The organism is Methanothrix soehngenii GP6 (genome assembly GCF_000204415.1).
GTDB classification, from domain to species: Archaea; Halobacteriota; Methanosarcinia; order Methanotrichales; family Methanotrichaceae; genus Methanothrix; species Methanothrix soehngenii.
In genome coordinates, this window is the sequence record NC_015416.1 from 2,107,626 (window position 1) to 2,130,464 (window position 22,839).

Consider the following 22,839-nt stretch of genomic DNA (forward strand, 5'->3'; position numbering starts at 1 on the left):
TATCTTCTTTCAGAATATTGAATTGTGAATTCCTGGCTGAGAATCAATCCAGCAGCACCATCCCAAAGAGAACAACCCTCTCCGAATAAGACCTGATCACCTGGGGACTGTATCCGGCATTCTCCAGGGTCTTGAACACATCCACCCCGCAACCCTCCATGGAGGGCCTCATCCTGTCCTTATGCCGGCACTTGAGAACGTCCAGGGGATTCATCTTCTCCCCACTCTCTTGCATCTCCTCACCTACACATGTCTCGCATAGGGTGCAGGGCAGGGCATAAAAGCCCAGAGCTTTGTAATAACCCAATAGAAATGCCCTGGTTTCCAACTGGTAGACGGTATCATGCAGATTATTAATGGAGTCCCAGAGGTAATGGTGGATGTGCCTGGGGTCGTTTCCCGGTCCCGGTTCCGCCAGGAACCTGGCCAAAATAGCCGTCTTGTACTCAGATACGACCCTTCTCATCTCCTCTGGAGATGGAGCAAAGGGCGGGCAGCAAAGGTGCTTTCCATAGGCCCGGCAGCCGTATCTGCACTTCAGCCTCACCCAATCCGCCACAACTATAAGATCGGTGGAGATGGGACGGATATCCGGATGGATCGATTGCAGCTCAAAGAGAATGCTGTCCAGATCCTCATCATTCATAAGATCTGCCTCCGTTCTTTATTTGCATTGCCCCTTTCTCTATTCACCTATCCGTTATCCGCGCCCGGCTCAGCCCGTCTTTTGCCGGACCACCAGCACCGGCCTATCCGATCGCCGGGCGACATCGAATGAGGTGCTGCCCAATCTCATCTGCTTGATCCAGCCCTTCCCCTGGGAGCTGAAGATCAGAAGCGAAACATCATGCTTTTTGGCAAGTTCCAGAATCTGATCGGCAGGCTTGCCCTTGAGGATATGGACTGTGACCATTCTTCCCGGCTGCTCCAGATCCTGACGCATCAGATTAAGCTTTTCTGCCGCTCTGCCAAACTCCTCTTCTTTGGATATTACATGGGCCAGAAGGATCTCTTTTGTTCCCTCCAGTTCCCCTGCCAGTACTATGGCATCCTCTGCTGCCGCCGAGAGGTCAGTTGTGACCAGAATCCTGGAGAAGATATCTGGGCAGAACCTCTCCATATTTGCCTCTTTACCTTTTTCCAGCATTTTGTGGCGGATGATTAATAGATCGGTCTCACCCTGGCGCAGCACCTCTGTGGATACGCTTCCGAGCAGTATCCCCTCCAGCATTCCCTTACCTTCTGCTCCCATGATTATCAGGGATACATTCTCCTCCCATGCCGTCTTCTGAATGGCATCGCCCACAGTTCCTCCGTAAACAAAATCCGCATCCTGCCTGGGCTCCGGAGGATTGAGATTTATCCCATCCGCCCCACTCATGGGCTCCACTATCACCTTCAGGATGGGCTTCACCATGAGAGAAACCTCATTTTTGCAGGTAATACTAGCGAGCAGCTTTGCCTCTTCATTGAGCCGAAAAGCCGCCTCGCTTATGATGGCGTCATAGCTCCATCCGCTCTTCTCCAGGAGCTTGGGATTGCTGGCATCCAGGACATTGAGAAGCACTACCTCTCTGGTCCCAGGGATCTCCGTTACATATTCGGCCATCTTGCTGGAGTACCTGGAGAAGTCGGTCGGAATCAGAACTTTTTCAAACATTTTCTCTCACCCCTCGCCTATTCTCTACTCAGAAATTGTTCATGAATCTGTCTTCGTCAAAATATATCAAAATGGCGATATGTCTTGGATCAATCAAACGACGATGGCAAGGGCCATGATGAGGATAAGATCTATTTATACCAATGACGCATTATAATTTGTTAAGATCTATCGGCTCTTTTGGGCTGATATCGAGTGTGGGATTATGTGGAAATACATCTTGCTAATGATAATTGCCATATCTTCAGGCCTGATGAGCCCCGCAGGAGCGGATGGAATCATCATCGTCGATCCGCCACCTGGAGTGGACGTGCGTCTAGACCAGTCTCTGGCCATCAAGTACCATCATGTGGACATCCAGATAAAGGACCAGGTGGCCACCACCCGGGTGGATCAGGTCTTCGTCAATGACAATCCATGGACTGCTGAGGGAACCTACATATTTCCCCTGCCAGAGGGCGCTGCGGTGAGCGATTTTGTGATGTGGGTGGATGGAAAGGCAGTGCACGGCGAGATCCTGGAAGCTGATGAGGCCCGGACAATATATGATGATGTAGTGCGGAGGATGAAAGACCCGGCACTGCTCGAGTATGTGGGCAGAAAGGCCCTCAAGGCCTCAGTGTTTCCCATCCCCCCAGGAGAAGAGCGCAAGATTGAGCTGGAGTATAGCCAGATCCTGCCGGTGGAAAACGGCCTGGTTCATTACATCTATCCCTTGAGCACAGAACGTTTCTCCTCCCGGCCGCTGGAAGATCTGGTCGTCAGGGCCCAGATCGAGTCGCGAGAACCGCTGAAGGCCGTCTATTCCTCTCGCCATGAGGTCTCCATAGATAGGGAGGATGACTACCATGCCCTTCTGGGACTGGAGCAATCGGATGTCCTGCCGGACAGGGACTTCGAGCTCTTCTACACCATCAGCAGCGAGAAGATCGGCCTGAACCTGCTCAGCTTTAAAGAGGAGGGCCAAGACGGTTTCTTCCTCCTCCTGGCAGCACCGGATGTAAAGGTAAACGAAGAGGAGATAGTGGTCAAGGATATAATTCTAGTCCTGGACACCTCGGGCAGCATGCAAGGCGAGAAGATGGACCAGGCCAAGGAGGCTGCCAGATATGTCCTGGATCACCTCAATCCTCTGGATCGGTTTGCTATCGTCTCCTTTGCCACTACCACCAGATCTTTCAGCCCCAGTCTCGAGCCCGCCGCCCAGGCAGATAAGGGAAAGGATTTCTTAGACCGCCTGGAGGCCATGGGATCGACGGATATCAACCGGGCGATGATCGAGGCGGTGGGCCTGGCGGAAGAAGTCCGCCCCACCACCCTCATCTTTCTCACCGATGGCCTGCCCACCGAGGGAGTGACGGTGACAGGAGCAATACTTGACAATGTAGCGCGAGAGGCACCGGATAATGTGCGCATCTTCAGCTTTGGGGTGGGCGACGATGTGGACACCGACCTGCTTGACCAGATCTCTATGGACAACGGCGGTGCGAGCACCTATGTCCGTCCAGGGGAAGAGATCGATGAGGAGGTCAGCGCCTTCTACCGCAAGGTGAAGATGCCCGTCCTCTCCGACCTCTCCTTAGACTGGGGCGATATCATAGTCGATCAGGTCTATCCCCAGAGGATCCCGGACCTTTTCGCCGGCTCTCAGCTCATCATGCTTGGAAGGTACAGAGAAGGCGGACCGGCGAAAATCACCCTGAAGGGAATGGTCAACCAGGAAGAGAGAAGCTATACCTATGAGGATCTCAGCTTCCGGAAAGAGGGCGGCGACGACTTCATACCCCGTCTCTGGGCCACCCGGGCGGTAGGATACTATCTCACTCAGATCCGGCTTTACGGGGAGAAGCAGGAGTGGATAGACTCCATCGTCTCCCTTAGCACCCGCTACGGCATAATCACTCCTTACACCTCCTTCCTGGTGCAGGAGAAGGACATCTTCAGCGACAAGGGTAGAGAGGAGGCAATTTCAGACTTCGAGGAGGAAATGGCTGCGGCAGCAGCTGAGCCTGCATTTGGGGAAGCTGCTGTAGAGAAAGCCGTCTATCAGAAGTCATTGAGCGCCGCACCAGTGGGGGCAGCGGTGCCAGTTAATATGTCCGTCTCTACTGGGATTGATGGAACCAGTAAGATGGTGCGGGTCTCAGAGGTGTTGAAGAATGTGGGCAGCAAGACCTTCCTCTTGAAAAATGACACCTGGATAGACACCACATTTGACCGCTCCATGAAGACGAAGAAGGTGGCATTCCTGGGCGAGGAGTACTTCGATCTGATCTCCCAAGTGCCGGTTCTGGGAAGCTACTTCGCCCTGGGTGAGAGGGTGATAGTGGTACATGAGGGCCAGGCCTATGAGACGGTGGCCGAAGACGACTCGGGTTCTGGTTAGAGCAACAAGAAAAATGAGCGAACCGGAGGGTCGGGAGATATCTGCTCGCCCGGCCCGGATTTTTCCAATTTTTTCCTTTATATCTCCATCTGCCCCTTTACATAGAGGTCCTCTGCCACCCGGTTCAGCCTATCACCCTTCACCTCTCCGCCGTAGTCGGGCAGAATTACAATATCCTTATCATGGTAGCGATTCCGGATATCCTGGATGTAGGAGGTCTGAGAGGCCATCTTCTCCTGGCAGAATTGGCAGGGGCATTCTCCAATCACATGGTTTATGACAATGGCGGAGACGTTCACTCCATGCGACTGTACCGTCTCAATCAGCCGTCTGCTCTCCTCCACTGCCGCCTTCTCCGGGATGGTCACAACGGTGATGCTCGCGGTCTTGGGATCGGTAAGCGCATTTCTCATGGTCTCAGCCTTCAGCCGCATGGCTCTCACCTCTTTTAGTATGGAATCCCCAAATCCCGATTCAAGCATATTGAGAACCCCAATCCATTTGTTTCTGATCCCCAGCACCTTGGTGACAAATCCGGTGGTTATGGAGGGCAGCTGGAGCAGAGGGAGGACCATGGCCGTGGGCGCAGAGTCTATGACCACCAGATCGTACTTCTTCTGGACGTAGATGTCATTTAGCTTGTCCATGAATATCAGCTCGGAGACGCCAGGCATGCTGGCAAAGTCCTCCGGCTTCACCTCCACCTCGAAGAGGCCGAAAAGCGCAGTGATCATGTTCTTATATCTGCGAAAGAAGCTGCGTGACTCCTCGGCAAGGTCTGGCTCATATGCAAATAGATGCTCTTTGATCTTATTCGGCTGGCTTCCCAGGTCTATATCGAAGATATCAGAGAGAGAATGAGCGGGATCCATGGAGAAGACAAGGGTCTCTAAGCCCTTTTCAGAGGCCCATATGCCTGTCGCTGCAGAACATACGCTCTTTCCCACGCCGCCCTTGCCTGCTACATAAATGAGCTTCATGGCCTGTACTGATCGGGGGTGGATTTAATTGTTTGCTAATAAAAAGGTTTTTCTACTTTCAAGACATTTTAATGAAATTAATTATAAAAGGGGGCGAAAGGATGAGGAAGCAACTAATATTAACTGCAGTGTTCATTCTGTCCATTAGCTGGGCGCAAGGTATCAGCGACGGGAGGACAGCGAGCCTGGATATCGTTGGGAGCAATGTGAATAACACCACGTTCATATCGCTGGATGGCGTTCCGGTTGCGCTGGATGTAATAGGAAGCACCACCAGTAATATCCAGGTAGGGGCTCTGGCTAAAGATTTACAATCACAGTGCCGCTATTGCTATGAATGCGGCGCATGCGGTGAGCCGAAGATCTATACCACGCCATGGGACGACTTCAGAAGGCCTTTATGCTATCCTTGGAGTTCTTATATTCCCACCCGCTACAATAAGCCCATGATCAACTGGAATACGGGAACCATGGATCAAGAGCCAGTCTCTCTGGGCCAGGGAAATGGCGTCTCTGGCTGATGGCAAAGAAAGATGGAAAAAAGCCTCTCTGGCTGGCAGGCGGTTAGAGGTCTCTTCCGCCAGCCGAAAAGCTTTTCTACTTTCAGTATATATAAAACATCCATTAAATATTATGTCCAATGGAGGGGAATGAGTTGAGGTATTCTATACTGGCAGCAATGCTGATTCTGATGGCATCAAGCGCCATGGCCTTTGGCGGCCCAGGATCAGTGGTCGTGGATATTGTGGGAAGCAATGTGGAGGATACGAAGGTTGTGGCCGATGGCCGTGGAGATATAGACCTGGAAATCATCGGAAGCACAGCGAAAAACACAATAGTTTCCCCATTTAAGGCAACAAGTTATTATCAATCATGCCAGATCTGTCCGCAGTGTCCGACATATCCCACACCCATATATCCAACACCTGAATGTCCCACGTGTCCCAGCCCTAGTGAAGAGCTGTACAAGCAGCTGATGCCCTGGGATTACAAGCATCTGGGTGTTGATGCCTGGTACGGTGCTTTCTGGTATAGGGATGATCCCAATATGCCAAAATGGCCGCAGATTTAAAAAGCCATCAGAGAAAAAGCTGCCTGATAACTATCTTAAGGCAGAGATAACGCAGGCTCAGGATTTGGTGAAGGGCCCGAGGAAAAAAGTCCTGAGCCACTCATTCTAAGATAGCGCAGCTTTTATGAAGCAGACATCGTCCTCCCAGGACGACCTCGCATTCTCGGATAATTCCTGTCAATCCGATAGGTTAAATACCTGCAGCTGAAAACCTTGCAGAAATCCATGCAAGACCGCAAAAGATCATTCTCTCCGGGCACAAGTGAGCTCTTCTGGTGCAGGAAATGTAACCTTCCTCTTTTATCGGAAGACTGTTCCCTCTGCCATCGTTCAGGCTTCAGAATCCCCCTATCTCCCCCAGGCGACGTCCGCCTTTGCTCTCGCCGGGGAAAGGACCTGCTCAGAGAGCTATTCCTGCAGAACTGGGGTGCAGCAGATTTCCTGGATGACAGGCTGATCCTGCTCAACAAGATCGCCGGAATGGACCGGAGGGATCAGGTGATACTTGAGGGCCGACATATTGCCACCCTCTGGTTTGATATCACTCTAGATCAGCACAGGCTGGACCTGGAGATCGCTGGCGCTGCACTGCTTAAAGAAAGGGCGAAGAAGAACCTGGTTGTCTGTCATGACACCATATTGAAGGGCCACATAAAAGGCAAGTGGCTGGCCAGGGATCAGATCGTAAGCCTGCCCCCATCTTTAGAAGAAGGAGATAGCCTCGTCTTGAGGATCGGGAAGTTCTCCGGCGTGGGAACCGTGCGCAGGAAAGATGAGGCCCAGGCAATCAGGATCAAGGATGTAACTCAGAGGGACTTCGTCCTGAGCGACAGACCAACCACATTGAAGGATACCATCCAGGCCAATGCGGAGCACCTGAAGCGCCTGGAGAGGGAAGCAATGGCCGAGATAAGGGAATATCTCTCCCGGACCAGGCTTCCAGTGAACATATCGTTCAGCGGGGGGAAAGACAGCCTGGCCTCGCTCATTCTGGCCAGAAAGCTGATGCCCAGAATTGATGTCCTCTTTATCAATACGGGCTTGGAGTTTCCCGAGACCGTGGAGTATGTGCAAAAGCTCTGCTCAAACAATAAGCTCAGGCTGCATGAGATCAGAGGGGATAGCGACTTTTTCAAGCAGGCTGAGAGCTTCGGCCCTCCTGCCAAAGACTATCGCTGGTGCTGCAAAACCAATAAGCTTGGACCGATGACCTCCTTTTTGGCCGGGCAATATCCCAGAGGGTGCGTGACCATTGAGGGACGCAGAGTCTACGAGTCCTTCAATCGCTCCTCCATAAAGGCAGTGGAGAGGAACCCCTATGTTCCCGGCCAGACCATGCTCTCACCCATCCGCAACTGGAGAGCCCTGGAGGTCATGCTCTACATCCACTGGAATGGTGAGGTGCTCAACCCTCTTTATGATGAGGACTATGAACGAATAGGCTGCTGGCTCTGCCCGGCATCTCTGCAGTCTGAATTCTCCCGCCTAAAAGAGAGCCACCCCAATCTCTACAGCCGCTGGAACTCCTTCCTCCATGATTGGAGAGGAAAGAACGATCTTGATGAGAGATATGTCGATTGGGGATTTTGGCGTTGGCGAAAGCATCCTCCCAAGATCACCGAGATGGCCGACTCTTATGGTATCGGTCTAACTTCTCAGGGCAGCATGAAAAAGGAGATCTCCCTTCAGGCGGTGAGGGGCAGATCCCCATGTGGCCTGGAGTATTCCATTGAGGCCATCTTGAACTCACCCCAGAATCATCCTTTCTCCAGTGTGGCCAATGCTCTGGGTATGCTGGGTGAGGCGAAGTATGAGGAGGATATGGGAGCCGCATTGCTGAAGACTGATAAAGGAAGGGCAACGGTCTTTGCTAACGGCCATATCATGATCATCGCCGGAAGAGAGGAGGCGGAAGAGCTTCTGCAGAAGGTGGTGGAAGTCATACTTCGGGCGCAGATGTGCACTAAATGCGGAATCTGCATTAGAAACTGCAGCAGAGGGGCGATCACCCTGGAAGATACCATTGTTGTAAACCAGGAGAGGTGCAATCATTGCGGGAAATGCGACCGGGGATGCATAGCAATAGATGAGGCGAAGAAGATCTGGAAAGGCTTGGGTGCCAGCTGAGGCTGGGCGCAGGTGCGGAGCAATCGAGATCTCGATGAAAGGGTTGCCGGGCCAAGCGCATGCTGAGAGGAAAGATCTGCGAAAAGGCTGCCAGGTCTATATCTTCATGGGCTTCTTCTGCCAGTAGATTTAAATATTCGATTAATAGCAAGAATACCACACTGAGGAATCAGAATGGTATCCGGAACAGTAAAATTCTTCAATAGAACCAAGAGATTTGGATTCATTGCAGGCGACGACGGTAAGGATTATTTCGTTCATGCAACCGGCCTCATGCCGGATGTCACCATAACTGAGGGTGACAAGGTCAGCTTCGAGGTAGTTGAAGGCGAGAAAGGCCCCAAGGCAGACAGAGTCACAAAAGAGTAATCCAAAATTATCGCGCACATCTCATAAAAGCACATTTTCTCATGGGCTGGGAAACCGGCCCAGATTTCCCCTTTCTCTGATTTATGATTTGCATAGAGCATAGCCTATTTGATCTCCGCCCTCCTGGATGGAGCTCGATATGCTTGATCGTCACATTGAAAGGATAGCTTCAGAGCTATCGCTCGACCGGAGGGCGGTCGGGGCTGTTTCGGAGCTTCTTGATAGCGGCGCGACCCTGCCGTTCATCGCCCGGTACCGGAAAGAGGCCACGGGAGATCTGGATGAGGTAGCCATAGGCAAGATCCGCGACAGCCTCAACCGATCCAGACTGATGGATGAAAGGAGAATAGCAATCATTCGCTCTTTGGCCAGACAGAATCAGCTGACCGCCGAGATCGAGGAGAAGCTATCGAAGGCTGTAAGCTTGGCGGAGCTGGAGGACATCTATCTTCCCTTCCGGCCCAAGAGACGAACCCGGGCTATGGTGGCCAAAGAGCGCGGCCTGGAGACCCTGGCCCGGATCATCCTCGCTCAGGATGAGAGAGAACGCGATCCTGAAGAGGAGGCTGCCCTCTATATCGATCCCGAAAAGGGCGTATCATCGGTCTATGAGGCTATCCAGGGGGCTATGGACATAATAGCCGAATGTATCAGCGAGGATATTAGGGCCCGATCTGAATTGAGATCCCTCTTCTGGTCCGCGGGCGTCCTCGAGAGCCGGGCGAAGGCCGGGAATGCTCATCCGGAGGAGGGCAAGTTCAGGGACTATCTGGAGCTTTCCGAGCCCATTGCCCGCATGAGTTCCCACCGTCTGCTGGCCGCCCTCCGAGGGGCCAAGAGGGGGGTGTTCAGCTTGCGCCTGGCGGTGAACGAAGATGACGCCCTGGCGGTCTTGGAGGAGATATTCATTAAGGGGGACGGCCCGGCATCCGGCATGGTCATGGCTGCCGCCCAGGACTCTTTTCGCAGGCTTCTTGCCCCGTCCCTTGAGACGGAGACGATATCTATAGCCCGTCAGCGGGCGGAGGAGAAGGCGATAGAGATCTTTGCCGATAACCTCCGCCAGCTTCTCTTAGAGCCACCCCTGGGCAGAAGATGCGTCCTGGCGGTAGATCCGGGTTTTCGCACCGGCTGCAAGCTGGTGGTTCTCGACCCACTGGGCCGGCTGATCAAGAGCGATGTGATATACCCTCATGAGCCTCATAATAAGACCCGAGAGGCGGGATCAAAGGTGGCCAGGATCTGCCAGGAAAATGATGTGGAGGTGATCGCAGTGGGCAATGGCACTGCTGGTAGGGAGACGGAATCATTTCTGCGCAGGCTCAATCTGCCTCGAAGCATATCGATAGTTCCTGTCAATGAGTCGGGAGCCTCAGTCTATTCCACCTCTGCAAGAGCGCGGAGCGAGTTTCCAGATCAGGATGCCACGGTGCGTGGTGCTGTCTCCATAGGCAGGCGACTGCAGGATCCTCTGGCAGAGCTGGTCAAGATCGAGCCCCAGGCTATTGGTGTCGGCCAGTACCAGCATGACGTGGACCCATCAAGCCTTGGCCGCTCTTTAGACGATGTGGTTGCGGCCTGCGTGAATCAGGTGGGCGTGGATGTCAATGCCGCGAGCATTGAGCTTTTGGCCCGGGTCTCCGGCCTGGGGCCGAAGCTGGCAGAGGCAGTGGTGAGATACAGAAATGAGCACGGACCATTCCGCTCCCGCCGGGATCTGCTGGCGGTCCCCCGCCTGGGGCCGAAGGCCTTCGAGCAGGCGGCGGGATTTCTGCGCATTCACGATGGGGACAATCCGCTGGATCGCACGGCCGTGCATCCCGAGAGATATCCGATTGTGGAGAGAATGGCAAAGGATCTCGGGGTCTCTATCAGCGAGCTGGTGGAGAACGAGAGGCTTTTGTCGGGACTGAGTCTGGAGGACTACATGAACCAGGAGGGGGGCGTCGGCCTCTGCACCCTTCAGGACATATTAAATGAGCTCTTCCGGCCGGGGAGAGATCCGCGCCGGGAGTACGAGGCCTTCAGCTTTGCCCCGGGCATAAACGAGATCGGCGACCTGCTGGTGGGAATGAGCGTTCCCGGCATTGTGACCAATGTCACATCCTTTGGAGCTTTCGTGGATGTGGGTGTGCATCAGGATGGCCTGGTGCACAAAAGCGAGCTTGCCAAAAGTTATGTCCCGGTGCCGGGGGACGTGGTGAGGGTTCGGCAGAAGGTCATGGTGAAGGTACTGGATGTGGACCTGGAGAGAAAGAGGATATCCCTTTCCATGAAATGATAAATCTGGCAAAAAGGAAGAGGCTCCTCGTTATTTGCATGGGTGAACTGAATCGCAAATTCTCTGCGTCTCCATGCCTATGTGGTGAACCGCTATGCTCTGACCCAACCACAGAGTCACAGAGGAACAGAGGCCATATTCTCTGCCTGAACTCACCCCCATAATTCAGCGAAGAGCCAAAGAAGATTCTCCGTATTTTGAGCTCATCAGGCAGCTAATTGGATCTTCTTGACTGCTCCACCTGGGCAGCAAGCTCTTTTGCCTGAGCCACGGGATCTGCGCTCCCATAGACCGACCTTCCCACAATCAGATAGTCCGCTCCCGCCTGCAGAGCCTCTCCGGCTGAGCCACCCTGAGCTCCTACCCCGGGGGAGATGATGAGCTTGTCTCCGATTATCGAGCGGATCATCCTTATCCTCTCCGGGCGGGTGGCGGGGGCTACGACGCCGCTGGCTCCTGACTCCACTGCCAGCCGGGCCATCCTCTCCGCCAGTGGGGCCATGAACTGCTCTGCACCGGGGTGGCTCATCTCCGTGACCACAAACAGGTCGGCGCCAAAGCTCTCAGCGCAATCAGCACAGGCGACCAGGGAGTCCTTTCCAGGAAAGGCCTGGGCGATTATGGCGTCGGCGCCTGCACCCAGCACCGCTTCGCATATCAGGCGGTTGGTATTGGGAGTATCAGCGATCTTCAGGTCGGCGATGACCGGGGAGATGGAGCTGATCTCCTCCACTATCCCCAGGCCGGCATGGAGGATGAGTGGATAGCCGACCTTGATGGCATCGAAGTGATCAACGAGCTGCTCGGTTAGCTCCAGGGCTTTATCCCGGGAGAGCACGTCCAGCGCCAGGATCAAAGAGTTCTTTTTATTCATTTTAATTCATATCCCTAAATATTCTCTAGTATTTATTTCCTTTCATGCTAAATCAAAATTGTACATCCACCTCTACCAGCATAGCACCCAGCTTTAGGGCCTCCTTTACCGATTCTTTGTCCTTCATCAGGAAAATGCGCCACTCAGCAGTCTCAATTCGGGCGAGAGAGTTCTTCAGCACCCAGGAATATCTGCTCTTGCGGCTCAATTTCACCACATAACCACGGGAGCTCTCAATTACCTTAACCGAAAATCCCCTTCTCTCCAGGATCTTTGCGACCAGGTTCCTCTCGCCGGGAGTCTTGAGGATGAAACGAAACCCATCCTTGTCATAGTAATCGGCAAGCTCTTGAAAGATCTCCTTATCCTCAAAGAAATGTTTGAAGGCCCAATAGCTGCCAGCTCTGATTATGGTGATCTCCTTTTTGGGAGTAACTGGCAAGATATTTTCCGGCATAAAGAAATCCTGTAGAGGGCAAATGCGCATTGCCCATTGCCCATGCGCCTGTCGCTGGGCAAATTTCTCGTGATCAGAGTACAGATTTCGGCGATTCTCAATCCTCTTCCAGCCGACAGAAGGTGCAGCTGTGATGCCAGATCGGCTCAACCTCGACTCGGATCGGATTCTCGCTGGTGTAGTTGCCTTCGGTAATCTCCTGGATGAACGTGCGCACCTGATCTGCAGACATACCCTTAGGCTTGATCCTGCCCACCTCGCGTCCATGGACTCCATGATGGCCCTCAGTCTTGTCGACGGTGGTTACGGCATATTCGGGATCGCTCTCACTGTCTCCATCGCCCAGATAGAGATGATTACTGTAATAAAAACCATAGCAAATGGGCCAATGGTGATTGGTCATGGCCTCAACCAGATCGTCCTCGCTTTCAAGCTCCTTAAACGAGAACACGCGGTCAGGATGCTTCATTATCTTCACCTTTATCCATAAAATACTAATTGCAGACCAGAATTAAATAGTTATTGTATCAAGTTTCTCGGTATACAGCTATCGAATCTCTTGGCGATTTGCAGCAATCTTATAGTCTTTAAAGATAGCTAACCTTAACTCTGCCCATTGGGGAATAGGTCTGCCTTTTTAGACTGGTTCTTAATTGACAGATCACTGTTTTAGCGATATTTTTATCTACTAATATTCCCCATATGACGAATATGGAATCTTGGGTAGTTGACTGGATTAAAGAGCAAAGAAGTTTGGGAGTTAAGTGCCTTGAGATAAAACAGCGAGGAACGAAATATTATGTTTATCATTCAACTACTCATTGGGATAAAAATATCAAGAAAGCAATAAAGACTTCAAAATATCTGGGACGACTTGATCGCGAAAGGGGGATGGTAGAATCTCATGAAAACCAAGAAAGCCAGAGATCAGAGGCGCAATCGACAGATGTGCGTAATGTTACCGAGTACGGAAACTCTATCTTGCTTCAGGAGTCCTTAAAAGACTTAAAACCATTATTGATAAGAGCTTTTCCTGGAAATTGGGAAGAAGTTTACGCTCTATCAAAATTGCGAGTCACTGGAAACGTTCCGTTAAAAAGAGCTGAAAGTGCGTGGGAGAAATATTATAATATAGAATCAATTAATCCTAACCTCAAACCAAAAAATCTTTCTAAGATGTTGCATGAGGTTGGAACAAATCGCGATGGTCAATGTGTTGTTTTTAGGACGCTTCTTGACCGGAGTGAACAGCTTGTTTATGATCTGAGCTATGTTTTTTCGCGGTCGGTGAGTATAAGCTTGGCCGAAAAGGGCTACAATAAGGACCGAATTTATATCCCTCAAATCAATATTGTTCTGCTTTGTAGCGCTGATACAGGATTGCCGACGATGATAAGACCTCTCCCCGGCAGTGTTAAAGATATTAAGACGTTAAGCAACTCACTTCTTGAACTCGATATTCGTGGCAAGGTATTGATTCTTGATAGAGGATTCTTCTCAGAAGAGATATTTAATTTCCTTGATAAATTGGAGATATCATATCTAATTCCTGCAAGAAGAAATAGCCACTACTATGAGGAACGCATTCATCTTAATGAACATTTTCGCTATCATAAGCGATTGATAAGATGCGGATGCAAGAAGCTAGGAAACAAATATCTCTATCTCTTCGAGGATCAAGTCCTGATGCTTGAAGAGCGCGATACCCTTTATGATAAACTGGATGCAGGTAGGATCACAAAGGTAGAACTTCACGAGGAGATGAAAAAATCAGGGCGTATTCTCATCATATCTAATCGAAAAATGAATGAAAAAGAAGCCTATGAATTATTTAAGAGAAGAGAAAGTGTTGAGAAGATGTTTGACACCTATAAATCAACATTATCAGCTGATAGGTTATATTTGCATGATGATGAAAGCGTCTTTGGACATGTGTTTATAGCATTTTTATCTCTTTATGCCTACTGCAAACTCGAATTGCTATTAAAGAAGGCTGGGGCAAATAAAAAAATGACACCTGACGACTTACTCTTTAAGTTCAGCAAAGTATATCATATTGATTTTGGAGAACATGGGAAAATAATGGAAGTTCCTAAGAAAATTAGAGATATTGAAGCTAAACTTGGGCTAAACATATTCCCCACGTAGGCGGAGTTTAGGAGCTAAATACGTTCTGCCTCTTGGGGCTTTGCACAAGAACTGAATTATGCACGAAAATGATATATCATATAGATGAATTTATCATATCTATTTATAAGAAATTTGGATTAACAATTAAAAATATATATCAATGTAGGAAAGAAATGCGCAACGTATGCATTATCTGCAAGTTTGACCGAATAATCTATTAACTACTTGAGATACTACTCGAATAAAAAGACGTGGATGGCATGAGATGAAACTCAGTTTAGATAAAAAGAAAAAATTTGTTGAGTTCATCAATCAGAAATGGATGGAGCCGCAGGCTTGTCCAATATGCAAGGAACAAAATTGGGCCATTCCAGATAACATATATGAATTGAGAGAAATAAAGTATAAAGAATTAAAAAATTTGAAAATTACTCCCCTTGTTGAGATAATATGCTTAAATTGTGGATATACTATCTTAATGAATGCAATGGTTTCTGGAATATACAAAGAAGGCGAAGCGAAGGCATCAAATGAAGCTGGATGTACCTCCTCAAAGACTGGTATTAGCGAGAAGCGATGAACAGTTAGAGTATGAAATTTCCTCGCACGATTGGGACCATTTAAAGGATTTAATCGATGATATTTGCCCGCTAGAACAAATTCATCTAACACTTGCGACTTTCTTTCTCGGAATTTCAATCACGGCTTTTTTTGGGGTGCATTCATTCACAGATGATATTGTCATTCTTGGATATCCCGGCAAACTTTTGTCTTGGGCGATTTGTGCGGTTTTTTTCTTAGGTTTTATCCCATGTTCAATATATGCTTATAAGCAACGCAACGATATAACCGCTTCTAAGGATAGCGTAATTAGGTACCTCAATCATTTAGAAAAGAAATTTGGCATTGAATCAGATTCGGAAAACGAACCTGAATCTGATGAAATCTAATCAGATCAGATTGTCGTAGATTTTTCGATAATTGCCATCTTGCCTTCCATCCTCGCCATTAAAACATCACAGATCTTAAACGGAAAAGCACTTCCTTCACAAAATCGCTTGGCAGATTTATGCTATGTCGCGATTTTCTGCCGCAAAGCTTGACCTTCGCTTGACTTGCCATGCTACGTATATCGATATTGGTAAATAATACTATCGTGTACACAATAGTACATAAACATAAAAAATTTAGAGTGGTATACACTATGGTATGCAAACGGCACCAGATTCCCGCGAAATCAAAGGAAAGGCGATAGCCGAGAACGGCAACGTTAAAAAGGTCAGCGATCAATCTTTCAGGGCAAAATCCCAAACTGTAGAGTCCCGAAATTATTTCGCCTATCATCTAAGCTTGGACGCATAGTCCAAGATATGAAATTGAACAAGACGAAGGTTCGCTATATTCTTCGTCAAAACCGCAAAAGGGTGCCCACAAAAGAGATTGCGCGGGATGTCAAGGTCTCACAAAGGAGAGTCCAGCAGATCATTAAAGAATACAAGAAGACCGGGCAAGAACCTGTCTTAGGCGAAAAAGTTGGTCGCACCCGCAAACCCTTCACTGAGAAAGAGACAGAGGTCATCAGAGCAGCTCATGCTCGCTACCGCTTTGGAGCGCGCATGCTGGAGACTGTGATCCGGAACAATTTAAGATCTGCATATCACATAATCGCATACACATGTACCTGAAGGCAGCAGGTCTGGCCCAGGAAGATCTAAAGAAACAGAAGCGCCGGAAGTGGGTTCGTTATGAACGAAAGCAAAGCATGTCAGCGGGGCATATTGACTGGCATGAATGGGATGGGACTGGTGTCAAGGTTTGCGTAATTCTGGATGATGCATCCAGGATGGTGCTGGCTGGTGGGGAGTTTACCGAGATCAATACAGAGAACAGCATGCTGATAATCGATCAACTGGTAGACAAATTCTGGTGGCTCTGTCCCCTGAGGGAGCTGATGCTCGATCATAGAAGCGAGTTTGGAGCCCACAGAATCCACGACGACGGAAGCTGGAACAGCGAATTCAAAGATCACCTCAAAAAATATGGAATCAAGCCCATATTAGCCAGAGTGAAGCATCCTCAGACAAACGGAAAGCTAGAACGGTTTTTCGGAGAATACGTCAAGCGCAGGTCTGCTTTTCATTCATTCGACGAGTTTATCACTTGGTATAACGATAAAACTCATGGAAGCTTGAATTTCCAAAGCTTGGAGACTCCAGAAAGGGCTTTCAGGCGAAAAATGCCTTTGGAAGCTTATTTCGCAATTGGCCATAGACTGTTTGGGTTGTGAAATTATATGAATAATTTAAACACTATAAAACTAGGTCGGGCGCGAAATAATTTCAGGACTACACAGGCAAAATCCCAAACCGGAAAGTGCTTCTACAAGGTCAAAGCAACACCAAGCTGCATAACTTGCACGTGTCATGATTTCGTCTATTGCAGAAGGAAATGCGAGCACTTACAGGCAACCCGATACTACTTGGAAATCGAGAAGGACACCCCCAACAGGAAACGTTACCGAAAAGGTCCACATAACGTATAAGCAATTTGCGAATATTTAAAAGGTTAGTCAGCTATCTCTATCACCAAGTCAGGAAGAGGTTAAGAACTATGCGATCCAAATATTTGATTTTCGCTATTGCATGCCTGTTAGTGGCTACAATACCAGCAGCGTCAAAGATGTTCGACCTGAAAAACTATACAATCGATACGGGCACCTATTCGCCACCTTTAGATGCTGAAGTGAGCGGCCCAGATACCTTAGAGTGGTCTTGGAACGAGGGCGAGAGTACCTATATAATTTTACGTAGGGCTACTCATACTCCTAAACAACCTGAAGATCTTAATATTAGCATTGAAGACTTTATGAACGCGAATGCTATGAACCTGCTCATGAAATTTTATTCGGGTTTTGAGAATATCAATTTAACGTACACTAATGCCGAGGAATTTCTAAATAATTTTCAGAGTCTAAACCCGTCATTTGTATCAAAACCATATAGCGGCTACATAGTTATATCTGATCGTTATCCACCTGCAAAAATTTACGTTGGTGCAATTGATTTGTATAATTATATTATTATTTGCAGCACGGAATCTGATGAAATTGTGGCCTTTATAATGCGTGAGTTGAAGGTATATTCGAGAGGAGAGAGTAAAACTGCCAGACTTCAGGTCATCCAAGAGATATTATAGGCAAGTATCTGGAGGCGGCGCTGTGAGGGAGCTGAAGGCTCGCGGACGAGGATGGATGCAATCTTTATCTGCAGGATGCCATCCGACTGTTCTCCGGGGAATCGCTGGATGAGATCCGAGAGGTCGCTTCAAGATCGGCTTGCAGGGGCAATACGGTCTGGACATCAATGACCCCATGTTGAGCGAACTCCTGCGTTGTGCGCCCGTTACGCGTTCTCCGGATGAGGTCCAGCAGCTATTGGCAAAGGCAAAAAATCCGCCTGTTAGTTGGGGAACTAAATACATGCCAGGAGCTAAACACAAACAAAACCTTTAAATATTAAGATCACATTTAAGTTTTTAAATAATCAATATACATTATAAATAAAGCGAAAAGTTGGAAAGTACAGGGAGATAGATTGTATGAAGATAGGGACATTTGTTACTATATTAGGATTATTTTTAGTTTTAATGTCTTGTGGGTGCGTGGAAGAGGAAAAATCATCTTCAAATGCGACCGAAACGAAAGCTATGCAAGTATCAACAGTTTCAACTAATGCTGAAACAACATCATCTTACTCAGTTGACTTTGATCTCCGGAACATGGTTGGGTTCAACGATAACGCAATTACTGCAAATGATATTGAAGAATTTATCCATGAAAAATATCCTAGCTCCCCGATGTTAAATGAAGCTAATATTGGTACTTGCTTTATTGTCGCTGGACAAAGCAATAATGTAAACCCAGCATTCCTTGTTGCGACAGCCTGTCTAGAAGGAGGTTTTGGAACTCTTGGATGGGCTGCTTCACACCCGGAATGCCATAATACCTTTGGATATGGAATACCAAATGGTTCGACGTCGCCAGACGACTTTAACTGCATGGATAGCTGGTGTGCAATGGTACAGAAGGTAGCTTCGGTGATAGCACACGGAACTAACTACTATTCACAAGGGAGATATACCATTAGTCAAGTTCGTGCAAAATACGCTGCTGATCCGAATGCTGATTCAATAGCTAGTTTGATGAACGAATTATATACATTCAGCATAAATCATAAGTTAGCTAGTCTAAGCACTTCGATTGCAGCTGATCAAACACCTACAACAAATGTGCAAGCTCATCCAGTTTCAGAAGAGAAAATAGTTGCAGGAACTCTGCTACAACAATTGAACTGCAGTCAGTATAGGGGGGTATGGTCGGTAGCTTTTAGCCCCGACGGCAATAAACTAGCAGCCTCAAGTTATGAAGGACCTCTACTCATTTGGGATATAGCAAGCGGGACTGAGCTACAGACGCTGGAAACTTATGATTTTTATGGATTTAGATTAGCATTCAGCCCTGATGGTAGCAAGCTGGCAGCAGTCACTATTGGATCGATGGGCAGAATTCTCATATATGACGTGAATAGCGGAGAGAAGCTGCAATGGATCGACCATTGGGCCATTTTACCAGCATTCAGACCTAGTGGTACTGAACTGGTCACTAGTGATGGGGACAACACCATATATATTTGGGATGTGATACGAGGGACGAATCTAGAGACACTGTACACCGAAACGAATCGCACTATGGCTCAAGCTATTAGTCTTGATGGCAGCAAATTGGCTGCATGCAATTATGATGAGAGAACTGTTAGCATTTGGGATACAACAAACGGAGTGAAGCTACAAGAAATCGAACTCAATCATCCGGCGGATTTTGCAGCTTTCAGCATTGATGGTAGCAAGTTGGCTTTACACAGTATGCTTAGGGATGAAATCTCAATTTGGGATGTGAAAAGCGGGACGAAACTGCGAGAATTTAACCTAAAAGACAATTCAGGAAGTCGATTATCTCCTTTGGCATTTAGCCCTGACGGCAGCAAGTTGGCTGCAGTCACTGTGGGATCTTTTGACAAAATTCTCATATATGACGTGAATAGCGGAGAGAAGCTACTAGATCTAAAGCTAAATTCTACTTTGAAGCAGCTATTGAACGGACCTTATGCTATAGCCTTTAGTCTGGACAGCAGTAAATTAGCCATAGGCCAGAATGATGGTTATGTTCCCATCTGGGCGGTTTAGGTAACATAAAAGATCGGCGATGCTAGAGCAGTCGATCCTCTTATCAAGACCCCCCTAGAAGCCCCTAAAGGGGGATCAGATCCCGGAGGTATTCCAGGAACCCCGGGAAGCAGCTTAAGGTAGCTACAAAGGGGCAATACATCTCCCCCGCTTTCCAGGAGGTTCAGCTACCCCCTGGAGGGCTAGGAGAGAAGGGCCCTCCCTTGTGGAGCAGCTTGAAAGCTACGGAGGGGACCAAGCCCGCAGTCCATTGAGGCCTAGGCTGCGCCATCTTTATTTATTCGAATAACCCACAGCTTGCTGCGGGGATCGTCAGGAAAACGACTTAAACTAAATTGCAAATCTTTCTTAGAATGGTAAGGCTTGAAAGCGCATGTTGGAGTGAACCCCTTCGAGTGAACCAAAAAGCTAAGCAATGCCGACTAATGGAGAGAAGTGCATGAAGAAGACCCGGCGGCGTTACGACCGGGACTTCAAGATATTAGTATTAGCCGAACTTGAGGCAGGCAAGCCACTTGCTCAGATCGCCCGCGAATATAGTATCCATCTGAGTCTTCTTTGCCGGTGGAGGAGAGAGCTGGACGAAAATCCCGAAAAAGCATTCAGGGGGACGGAAACAAGTATAAAAAATCAGGAGAAGATGGTTTGAAATGCGGTCAAAAAAGGATGATCATTGGATAATTCAGCTCTTATTACCTTGAATGCGATCCTGAGATTCTCCTCTCTTTGCCCCTTATAATCATCTGACAAAATCTATAAGCTGCCCTATCCATTCTCCTGAATGAATGGCGGGCATTAAGCATATCAAAACAAGACCTATGGCCAGGCTGCTGCTTTTGGTCCTCTTGGCAGCAGCGCTAACAGCAGGCTCTGCATCTGCAGATAAGGTTGATATCGATTCATTCACCAGCAGCTCCATCAAGACCTATAGCTATAGGATTGTTAATTCCTATCCGCATGATCCCAATGCCTTCACTCAGGGCCTGGAATATGACGATGGCCTACTGTACGAAGGGACTGGGGGTTACGGCCAATCCAGCCTACGCCGGGTCGATATCCAGACAGGCAGGGTTGTGGACATAGTCCACCTGGAGGATGAGTTCTTTGCCGAGGGCATAGCCATCTGGAAGGACAGGATCATCCAGCTTACCTGGCGGTCTTATCAGGGCTTTGTCTGGGATAAAGAGAATCTAACCCGAACTGGGAGCTTCTCCTACCGGAGGGAGGGGTGGGGGATTACGTCGGACGCATCCAGGCTGATCATGAGCGATGGATCTGATGCTCTTTATTTTCTTGATCCAAATGACTACTCACTGCAGGGAAGCATAAGGGTCACCGCCGATGGCGAGCCAGTAAAAGGGTTGAACGAACTGGAGTACATCAACGGCATGATCTATGCTAACCTCTGGCCCAGCACCTGGATAGCGATCATATCCCCGGATACCGGCGAGGTGACCGGAAGGATAGATCTCTCCGGGATCATGGATGAGGGCGACATCCCCAAGAGATGGGTGGATGTATTGAATGGCATAGCCTATGATCCATCAGAAGACCGACTCTTTGTGACGGGAAAGCTCTGGCCCAGCCTCTTTGAGATCGAGCTAGTAGAAGATACAAAGGAGGAATAAAATGGCACCTCGCTATTTGGCATGGGTGGATTTGAATCGGAAATTCTCTGTATCTTTTGCTTCTGTGGTGAACCGCGATGCACTGACCCAACCACAGAGACACAGAGGAACAGAGGCCATATTCTATGCCTGAACTCACCCACATATATAATTCAGCGAAGAGCCAATAAAATCAACAAAGACAGAGGATATCATGGTCTGCAATGATGGATAAATTGCGGCTGAGCATCACTGCCTAACTCTGGCCCAGCAGCGGATTGCAGGTCGGCAGCGCCAGATCACAGCCAGACTGCATTGCTCAATTGTTTCCCATTTCCATTTTCAACAGTTCGACTTTTCTACCTATAATAAAACTGGGGCTGATTTTTCATCATCTGCCCGAAGGCCAGCCCCACAAAAAGCCCGGCGATATGGGCCATATGGGCGATGTTGTCCGCAGAGCCCATGAAGAGAAAATCTATCAGGGCAAAGACCACCACTGCCCAGCGGATGCTCATCGGTATCACGAAGAAGAGGAGCACCCGAATCTCCGGAGCGATTATGGCCAGACATCCCAGAGCGCCGAATAACGCGCCGCTCGCTCCCACCATTCCTACCATTGAACCGCTGGTGACCGCCGTCTGGGCCAGGGCAGCCACAATGCCGGACAGTATGTAGATCTGCAGGAACTTTCTCCCCCCAACCCTTCTCTCCAGCTCCATGCCAAAGAAGAAGAGGAAGAGCATATTGAAGAATAGGTGATCGAAACTGAAGTGGACGAACATATGGGTAAGAATCGTCCAGGGCCTTTCGACCACAAAATGGGGAATGAGGGCCAGGTAGTCATACACGAACCCGCGGGCTACCAGGCTTAACAGGAACACCAGTATGCAGATCAGCAATATTATGCCCGAATAGGATACGGGCATCAGGGCCCCGATGCGATCCTGCCAGCTAGCGTTGGGAGCCGTTGGATATCCCCATTCGTCCCTATTTCTGTAGTCCTCTCTTCTTCCCGCCCGTGCCAGGAGCGGTCCAAGCCCGCTCCATCTCTCCTGAGCAAGCCTTTTCCGGGCGAACCATGAAAAAGAGGATAGATTCGACTGCAATTGCACCTTATACCTCACAGAATCACTCTTTACTCGGTAACATACTGGCCATCGCGCAGCACTATCACATAATCGGCCGAATTTCTCAGGGCCACAGAGAACCCGGGCTCCGCCCCGAAGATGATGGTCTCTTTGCCATGCTCCATGGCCTTCATTAAAACCGGCTTCAGGTCCGCATCGCGGGTGACCAGGGCCAGGGTGTCGATGACTGGATTGTAGATCATATCCACACCCTCCACCGCCATCCTCACATCCACGTCGCTTGTGCAGATCACCGGCTCGAATCCCTGGTTCTCCACCGCTTCGACCAGCTTCTCAGATGCATACTGATTCAAGAATACCTTGCCCATCTTGATGTCACCATAGTCCTTCAGGATGTCCCTGATCTCCTCCAGGTCCATCTGGAACTCCTTCCTGAGCATATTGGGCCCATCTACCAGAAGGCCGATTCTCTTTCTTCCCTTTTCCTTTCTCGAGCCCAGATACTTCATTATATGCTCGAAAGGCACAGTCATCCGATCCATGTTGACCCTTTTCTTGATGTCA

20 protein-coding genes and 2 pseudogenes are annotated in these 22,839 nt (G+C 49.1%); 14 read left to right on the forward strand and 8 right to left on the reverse strand.

Annotated elements, in window-relative coordinates:
• Window positions 1–43: 43 nt before the first annotated feature.
• Window positions 44–646, reverse strand: coding sequence for a DUF2284 domain-containing protein (locus tag MCON_RS10435; RefSeq protein WP_013719935.1), 603 nt, complete (start codon window positions 644–646; stop codon window positions 44–46).
• A 69-nt stretch (window positions 647–715) separates the two neighbouring features.
• On the reverse strand, window positions 716–1,660 hold the full coding sequence (locus tag MCON_RS10440; RefSeq protein WP_013719936.1) for a universal stress protein: 945 nt from the start codon (window positions 1,658–1,660) through the stop codon (window positions 716–718).
• A gap of 226 nt (window positions 1,661–1,886) precedes the next feature.
• Here MCON_RS10440 and MCON_RS10445 point away from each other — a divergent pair, with 226 nt between their 5' ends.
• Entirely contained in the window at window positions 1,887–4,046 is a 2,160-nt protein-coding gene (locus tag MCON_RS10445; RefSeq protein WP_052297568.1) for a VIT domain-containing protein, read from the forward strand.
• Window positions 4,047–4,123: 77 nt separating this feature from the next.
• Here the strand turns inward: MCON_RS10445 and MCON_RS10450 are convergent, their stop codons facing one another.
• Window positions 4,124–5,026: an ArsA family ATPase gene (locus MCON_RS10450; protein ID WP_013719938.1), complete on the reverse strand. Its 903-nt coding sequence runs from the start codon at window positions 5,024–5,026 to the stop codon at window positions 4,124–4,126.
• Window positions 5,027–5,127: 101 nt separating this feature from the next.
• Here MCON_RS10450 and MCON_RS10455 point away from each other — a divergent pair, with 101 nt between their 5' ends.
• The 5 genes from MCON_RS10455 (at window position 5,128) to MCON_RS10475 (ending at window position 10,875) form a co-directional block, all read left to right on the forward strand.
• Entirely contained in the window at window positions 5,128–5,547 is a 420-nt protein-coding gene (locus MCON_RS10455; protein ID WP_013719939.1) for a hypothetical protein, read from the forward strand.
• Between the two features lie 119 nt (window positions 5,548–5,666).
• Window positions 5,667–6,098: a hypothetical protein gene (locus MCON_RS10460; RefSeq protein WP_157863785.1), complete on the forward strand. Its 432-nt coding sequence runs from the start codon at window positions 5,667–5,669 to the stop codon at window positions 6,096–6,098.
• A gap of 225 nt (window positions 6,099–6,323) precedes the next feature.
• Window positions 6,324–8,225: a phosphoadenosine phosphosulfate reductase domain-containing protein gene (locus MCON_RS10465; RefSeq protein WP_013719941.1), complete on the forward strand. Its 1,902-nt coding sequence runs from the start codon at window positions 6,324–6,326 to the stop codon at window positions 8,223–8,225.
• A gap of 174 nt (window positions 8,226–8,399) precedes the next feature.
• Complete coding sequence (locus MCON_RS10470) at window positions 8,400–8,594, forward strand: cold-shock protein (protein WP_013719942.1); 195 nt, start codon at window positions 8,400–8,402, stop codon at window positions 8,592–8,594.
• A gap of 139 nt (window positions 8,595–8,733) precedes the next feature.
• Window positions 8,734–10,875, forward strand: a complete 2,142-nt coding sequence (locus MCON_RS10475; protein WP_013719943.1) for a Tex family protein — start codon at window positions 8,734–8,736, stop codon at window positions 10,873–10,875.
• A gap of 214 nt (window positions 10,876–11,089) precedes the next feature.
• On the opposite strand, the gene pyrF is transcribed toward MCON_RS10475, so the two are convergent.
• The 3 genes from pyrF to MCON_RS10490 form a co-directional block, all read right to left on the reverse strand.
• Entirely contained in the window at window positions 11,090–11,749 is a 660-nt protein-coding gene (pyrF, locus tag MCON_RS10480) for an orotidine-5'-phosphate decarboxylase (RefSeq protein ID WP_013719944.1), read from the reverse strand.
• 52 nt (window positions 11,750–11,801) lie between these two features.
• Window positions 11,802–12,206 carry a hypothetical protein gene (locus tag MCON_RS10485; RefSeq protein ID WP_048132348.1) on the reverse strand — a complete coding sequence of 135 codons (405 nt, stop codon included), beginning with the start codon at window positions 12,204–12,206 and terminating at the stop codon, window positions 11,802–11,804.
• Between the two features lie 97 nt (window positions 12,207–12,303).
• Window positions 12,304–12,657 carry a hypothetical protein gene (locus MCON_RS10490; RefSeq protein ID WP_232844278.1) on the reverse strand — a complete coding sequence of 118 codons (354 nt, stop codon included), beginning with the start codon at window positions 12,655–12,657 and terminating at the stop codon, window positions 12,304–12,306.
• Window positions 12,658–12,917: 260 nt separating this feature from the next.
• Here MCON_RS10490 and MCON_RS10495 point away from each other — a divergent pair, with 260 nt between their 5' ends.
• From MCON_RS10495 to MCON_RS10525, 8 genes and pseudogenes are all read left to right on the forward strand, one after another.
• Window positions 12,918–14,354 (forward strand): transposase, encoded by a 1,437-nt coding sequence (locus MCON_RS10495; RefSeq protein ID WP_157863786.1) that lies wholly within the window; start codon window positions 12,918–12,920, stop codon window positions 14,352–14,354.
• Between the two features lie 247 nt (window positions 14,355–14,601).
• Window positions 14,602–14,916: a hypothetical protein gene (locus tag MCON_RS16290; RefSeq protein ID WP_013719948.1), complete on the forward strand. Its 315-nt coding sequence runs from the start codon at window positions 14,602–14,604 to the stop codon at window positions 14,914–14,916.
• Window positions 14,867–15,286: a hypothetical protein gene (locus MCON_RS10500; protein WP_157863787.1), complete on the forward strand. Its 420-nt coding sequence runs from the start codon at window positions 14,867–14,869 to the stop codon at window positions 15,284–15,286. The genes MCON_RS16290 and MCON_RS10500 overlap by 50 nt, the downstream gene beginning before the upstream one ends.
• A gap of 420 nt (window positions 15,287–15,706) precedes the next feature.
• Window positions 15,707–16,623: pseudogene (locus tag MCON_RS10505) on the forward strand (helix-turn-helix domain-containing protein).
• 392 nt (window positions 16,624–17,015) lie between these two features.
• Window positions 17,016–17,531, forward strand: a complete 516-nt coding sequence (locus MCON_RS10510) for a hypothetical protein (protein WP_232844279.1) — start codon at window positions 17,016–17,018, stop codon at window positions 17,529–17,531.
• 402 nt (window positions 17,532–17,933) lie between these two features.
• Entirely contained in the window at window positions 17,934–19,577 is a 1,644-nt protein-coding gene (locus tag MCON_RS10515) for a WD40 repeat domain-containing protein (RefSeq protein ID WP_013719950.1), read from the forward strand.
• 439 nt (window positions 19,578–20,016) lie between these two features.
• A pseudogene (locus MCON_RS10520) lies at window positions 20,017–20,220 on the forward strand (transposase); the annotation flags it as partial.
• Between the two features lie 142 nt (window positions 20,221–20,362).
• Window positions 20,363–21,205, forward strand: coding sequence for a glutaminyl-peptide cyclotransferase (locus MCON_RS10525; RefSeq protein WP_013719952.1), 843 nt, complete (start codon window positions 20,363–20,365; stop codon window positions 21,203–21,205).
• Between the two features lie 338 nt (window positions 21,206–21,543).
• Here the strand turns inward: MCON_RS10525 and MCON_RS10530 are convergent, their stop codons facing one another.
• Window positions 21,544–22,299 carry a rhomboid family intramembrane serine protease gene (locus MCON_RS10530; protein ID WP_013719953.1) on the reverse strand — a complete coding sequence of 252 codons (756 nt, stop codon included), beginning with the start codon at window positions 22,297–22,299 and terminating at the stop codon, window positions 21,544–21,546.
• 23 nt (window positions 22,300–22,322) lie between these two features.
• Window positions 22,323–22,808, reverse strand: a complete 486-nt coding sequence (locus MCON_RS10535) for a TIGR00288 family NYN domain-containing protein (protein ID WP_013719954.1) — start codon at window positions 22,806–22,808, stop codon at window positions 22,323–22,325.
• Window positions 22,809–22,839: the final 31 nt, after the last annotated feature.

What these genes read in the sequence shown, in the direction of transcription:
- MCON_RS10435 (WP_013719935.1), bottom strand. Translation starts at nt 646, where the DNA reads ATGAATGATGAGGATCTGGACAGCATTCTCTTTGAGCTGCAATCGATC.
- MCON_RS10440 (WP_013719936.1), bottom strand. Translation starts at nt 1,660, where the DNA reads ATGTTTGAAAAAGTTCTGATTCCGACCGACTTCTCCAGGTACTCCAGC.
- MCON_RS10445 (WP_052297568.1), top strand. Translation starts at nt 1,887, where the DNA reads ATGATAATTGCCATATCTTCAGGCCTGATGAGCCCCGCAGGAGCGGAT.
- MCON_RS10450 (WP_013719938.1), bottom strand. Translation starts at nt 5,026, where the DNA reads ATGAAGCTCATTTATGTAGCAGGCAAGGGCGGCGTGGGAAAGAGCGTA.
- MCON_RS10455 (WP_013719939.1), top strand. Translation starts at nt 5,128, where the DNA reads ATGAGGAAGCAACTAATATTAACTGCAGTGTTCATTCTGTCCATTAGC.
- MCON_RS10460 (WP_157863785.1), top strand. Translation starts at nt 5,667, where the DNA reads ATGGAGGGGAATGAGTTGAGGTATTCTATACTGGCAGCAATGCTGATT.
- MCON_RS10465 (WP_013719941.1), top strand. Translation starts at nt 6,324, where the DNA reads ATGCAAGACCGCAAAAGATCATTCTCTCCGGGCACAAGTGAGCTCTTC.
- MCON_RS10470 (WP_013719942.1), top strand. Translation starts at nt 8,400, where the DNA reads ATGGTATCCGGAACAGTAAAATTCTTCAATAGAACCAAGAGATTTGGA.
- MCON_RS10475 (WP_013719943.1), top strand. Translation starts at nt 8,734, where the DNA reads ATGCTTGATCGTCACATTGAAAGGATAGCTTCAGAGCTATCGCTCGAC.
- pyrF (WP_013719944.1), bottom strand. Translation starts at nt 11,749, where the DNA reads ATGAATAAAAAGAACTCTTTGATCCTGGCGCTGGACGTGCTCTCCCGG.
- MCON_RS10485 (WP_048132348.1), bottom strand. Translation starts at nt 12,206, where the DNA reads ATGCCGGAAAATATCTTGCCAGTTACTCCCAAAAAGGAGATCACCATA.
- MCON_RS10495 (WP_157863786.1), top strand. Translation starts at nt 12,918, where the DNA reads ATGGAATCTTGGGTAGTTGACTGGATTAAAGAGCAAAGAAGTTTGGGA.
- MCON_RS16290 (WP_013719948.1), top strand. Translation starts at nt 14,602, where the DNA reads ATGAAACTCAGTTTAGATAAAAAGAAAAAATTTGTTGAGTTCATCAAT.
- MCON_RS10500 (WP_157863787.1), top strand. Translation starts at nt 14,867, where the DNA reads ATGAAGCTGGATGTACCTCCTCAAAGACTGGTATTAGCGAGAAGCGAT.
- MCON_RS10510 (WP_232844279.1), top strand. Translation starts at nt 17,016, where the DNA reads ATGTTCGACCTGAAAAACTATACAATCGATACGGGCACCTATTCGCCA.
- MCON_RS10515 (WP_013719950.1), top strand. Translation starts at nt 17,934, where the DNA reads ATGAAGATAGGGACATTTGTTACTATATTAGGATTATTTTTAGTTTTA.
- MCON_RS10525 (WP_013719952.1), top strand. Translation starts at nt 20,363, where the DNA reads ATGGCGGGCATTAAGCATATCAAAACAAGACCTATGGCCAGGCTGCTG.
- MCON_RS10535 (WP_013719954.1), bottom strand. Translation starts at nt 22,808, where the DNA reads ATGACTGTGCCTTTCGAGCATATAATGAAGTATCTGGGCTCGAGAAAG.